The 3,459-nt window shown below is 70.3% G+C and carries 3 protein-coding genes; 1 reads left to right on the top strand and 2 read right to left on the bottom strand.

The features are described from left to right. Nucleotides 1-144: 144 nt before the first annotated feature. Together E3T24_RS06495 and E3T24_RS06500 are read right to left on the bottom strand one after the other, a co-directional pair. Nucleotides 145-534 carry an META domain-containing protein gene (locus E3T24_RS06495; RefSeq protein ID WP_241975792.1) on the bottom strand — a complete coding sequence of 130 codons (390 nt, stop codon included), beginning with the start codon at nucleotides 532-534 and terminating at the stop codon, nucleotides 145-147. A gap of 48 nt (nucleotides 535-582) precedes the next feature. Next, entirely contained in the window at nucleotides 583-1,500 is a 918-nt protein-coding gene (locus E3T24_RS06500) for a LysR family transcriptional regulator (protein WP_134367092.1), read from the bottom strand. 188 nt (nucleotides 1,501-1,688) lie between these two features. On the opposite strand from E3T24_RS06500, the gene E3T24_RS06505 reads away from it, so the two are divergent. Continuing rightward, nucleotides 1,689-3,459 (top strand): proline dehydrogenase family protein (locus E3T24_RS06505; protein ID WP_166789175.1); only part of this gene is annotated, 1,771 nt, incomplete at its 3' end.

The raw sequence follows: 3,459 nt of genomic DNA on the forward strand, positions 1-3,459 counted from the left end.
TTTTCCCGCCTATAAAGTTTCTTTCCTTGACAGTCAGAAACCTAGACAGGAAGCGGCGTGCGGCCGTTAAGGCGCTCCGAAAGACCCACAGATGCAGCAGGAGAGCCAGGATCTCCGTCGAATTGGTTCGCGGCGGGCGGCGGGCTAGTAGCCGGTGCTCGCGCGCTGGAGCGTTCCGATCTTCGTGCCCTGGGCATCCTGAACGGTCATCGTCGACCCGGCCACGGTGGCCGACTTCGCCTGGCTCAGCCAGGTGTCGACGCCCTCGCAGGCCATCAGCGTCGAGGCGAACGTGCCGAACTCGACGGTGTCGCCCGTGAGCGACCAGGTGCCGATCAGCCGGTTGCAGTCGTCCGAGCCGGCCACGGACTTGTCGTCCTTCAGCTCGAGGCCGGGCTTGCCCTGCGTGTTCGGGCTGCCCCACACCCCGGTCACGTCGCTCGTGCTCGTTCCGGCGCTCGAGGCGCAGCCGCCGAGGCCCAGCACGAGGGCCGCTGCCGCCGCGACGGCGATCAGCCCGATGGTCTTCTTCATGCGCATATTCAAAGCCGAAACCCGGTTGCCGTCAACCACCCGTGGCCGTCAACCGCCCGGCGTCGGCACGGCGACCAGCGCGACGGCGCGGCCCAGGGCCTCCCGCACCGCGAGGACCCCCGGCCGGCTCGCGCTCGATCGCCGGGCGGCCGTGAACACCGTGCGCTGGGGCAGCCCGGGCAGGTCGACCAGCCGCAGGGTGGTCGCCGAACCGGCCCAGACCAGGTCGGGCAGGATGCCGACGGCGTTCCCGGACTCGATCAGGCGGATGTGCGCGATCAGGTCGGCCGTCTCGAATCGCACATCGGGCTCGAAACCCGCCGACCGGCACAACTGCGTCGCCCACTGGCGGGAGGCGGTCCCCTCCGGCTCCATCACCCAGGGCAGGGTCGCCGCGTCCTCCAGCGCCGCCGCCGCGTGGCGCCCGTCCCTGGCGTGCGGCACGGCGAGGCGGAGCGCGTCCGAGGCCAGGTTGACCCGGTCCAGGTCCGGCCGGTGCGCCCGGGTGTGCCCCGGGTACTGCTCGGCGATGACCAGGTCGAAGTCCCGCGCGGACACCTCGAACAGGCCGGCCTCCGGCTCGCGTTCGGTGATCTCCACCCGGAGGTCGGGGAACTCCTCCGCCAGCAGGGTGAGCGCCTGCGGGATGACGGCGTGCGCCGCCGACTGGAAGACGGCCACCCGCACCGTGCCGGACACGGTGGTCAGCGACGCGGTCATGTCCGCCTCGGCCACCTCGAGCCGCTCCAGCAGGTGCGTCGTGTGCTCGACCAGGATCTCGGCCTGCGGGGTGAGCCGCACCCTCCGCCCGACCCGCTGCAGCAGCTCGACGCCGGCCTCCTTCTCCAGCAGGGCGAGCTGTTGCGACACCGCCGACGGGCTGTAGGAGAGGGCTTCGGCGACCCCGGCCAGGGTGCCCCGGATCTTCAACTCCCGCAGCAGGCGCAACCGCTTGACATCCAGCATCCGTCTGCCCTTCGCTCGAACCGGCCACCCCGGTCGATTCATCAATAATTCTAATCAATATCGATTAGGAAGAGTCGCTTTTGCTAATCGGATGGCGGCCTCAGACTGTGGAGAGATTCCCCTGCCCGCTCGCCCAGCGACCGCGAGCCGGAGAGATCCGCCGCGAACGAAAGGCTAGCCTCGTGACCATGACCAACCCCACGCCATCCGTGCAGCAAGATTTCAGCGGCGAGGTCGTCGTGCTGGTGCAGAAGTGGCTCGCCGAGAGCGCCACCATCCCCGCCGACGTGTCGGCCGAACGCCTCGCCGGGGTGCTAAAGGACCCGAACGGGCTGGACTTCACCGTGGGCTTCGTCGACGGCGTCATGCGCCCCGAAGACCTCATGGTCGCCGGCTACAACCTGCAGAAAATCGCCCGCAAGGCGCCCGGATTCCTGCCCTCCTACATGCGCGGCGCCATCGGGCTCGGCGGCGTGCTCGGCCCGGTGCTGCCCTGGGTCGTCATCCCGGCCGCGCGCAAGGTGCTGCGCCAGATGGTCGGGCACCTCGTCGTCGACGCCACGCCGGACAAGCTCGGCCCCGCGATCCGGCACCTGCGCGAGTCGGGCAACCGGCTCAACATCAACCTGCTCGGCGAGGCCGTGCTGGGCGAGAAGGAGGCCCTCCGCCGCCTCGAGGGCACCCGCGCCCTGCTCGCCCGCGACGACGTCGACTACGTCTCGATCAAGGTCTCCTCCATCGCCAGCCAGCTCTCGATGTGGTCGTTCGACGAGGCCGTCGACCGGGTCGTCGAGCGGCTCACCCCGCTCTACGAGCTCGCGGCCGCGTCGCCCGCCCCCAAGTTCATCAACCTGGACATGGAGGAGTACCGCGACCTCGACCTCACCATCGCGGTGTTCGAACGCATCCTCGACCAGCCCCAGCTGCTGCACCTGGAGGCCGGCATCGTGCTGCAGGCCTACCTGCCCGACGCGCTCGGCGCGCTGCAGGGACTCACGCACTGGTCCCAGGGCCGGCGAGCCGCCGGCGGCGCACCGATCAAGGTGCGCATCGTCAAAGGCGCCAACCTGGCCATGGAACACGTCGACTCGGCCGTGCACGACTGGCCGCTGGCGACCTACTCCACCAAGCAGGACAGCGACACGAACTACAAGCGCGTGCTCAGCTGGGCCCTCACACCGCAGAACACGGATGCCGTCAAGATCGGCGTCGCCGGCCACAACCTCTTCGACGTGGCCTGGTCCCACCTCCTCGCCAAGAAGCGCGGCGTCGACGACCGGGTCGAGTTCGAGATGCTGCTGGGCATGGCCACCAGCCAGGCGGAGGCCGTCAGCCGGGACGTCGGGCGCCTCCTGCTCTATACGCCGGTCGTCAACCCGGCCGAATTCGACGTGGCGATCAGCTACCTGATCCGCCGCCTCGAAGAGAACGCCAGCCAGGACAACTTCATGTCGGCCGTGTTCGAACTCACCAGCTCCCCGGCCCTGTTCGAGCGGGAGAAGCAGCGCTTCCTCGCCTCCCTCGAGGCCCTCGACGCCGAGGTGCCGCGGCCCAACCGCCGGCAGGACCGCTCGGCCGTCGACCAGCTCGAAGCCCCCGAGCACGGCGACGTGCAAGCCGGCGAGGAGGAGCCCGACGAGGGCCTCACCGCAGCCGTCCTCGGGCTCACCCGCGGCTCGCTCGGTTCGTTCGGCCTGCTCACTGCGCCCGGTGCACCTGGTGCGCCCGGAGCCTCGAGCTTCCACAACGAACCCGATACCGACCCCTCCCTGCCCGCGAACCGGGCCTGGGGCCGTCGCATCCTGAACCAGGTCGAGACCTCCCGGCTCGGGCTGGACACCATCGCCGCCGCGCGCGTGAGCGACGCCGCCCAGCTGGAGCGCCTGATCGAGACCGCGGCCGCCGGCGGCGCCGCCTGGGGCCAGCGCCCCGGCGCCGAGCGCGCCGCCGTGCTGCACC

The organism is Cryobacterium sp. TmT2-59, from assembly GCF_004403545.1.
In the GTDB taxonomy this organism is placed as follows: Bacteria; Actinomycetota; Actinomycetes; order Actinomycetales; family Microbacteriaceae; genus Cryobacterium; species Cryobacterium shii.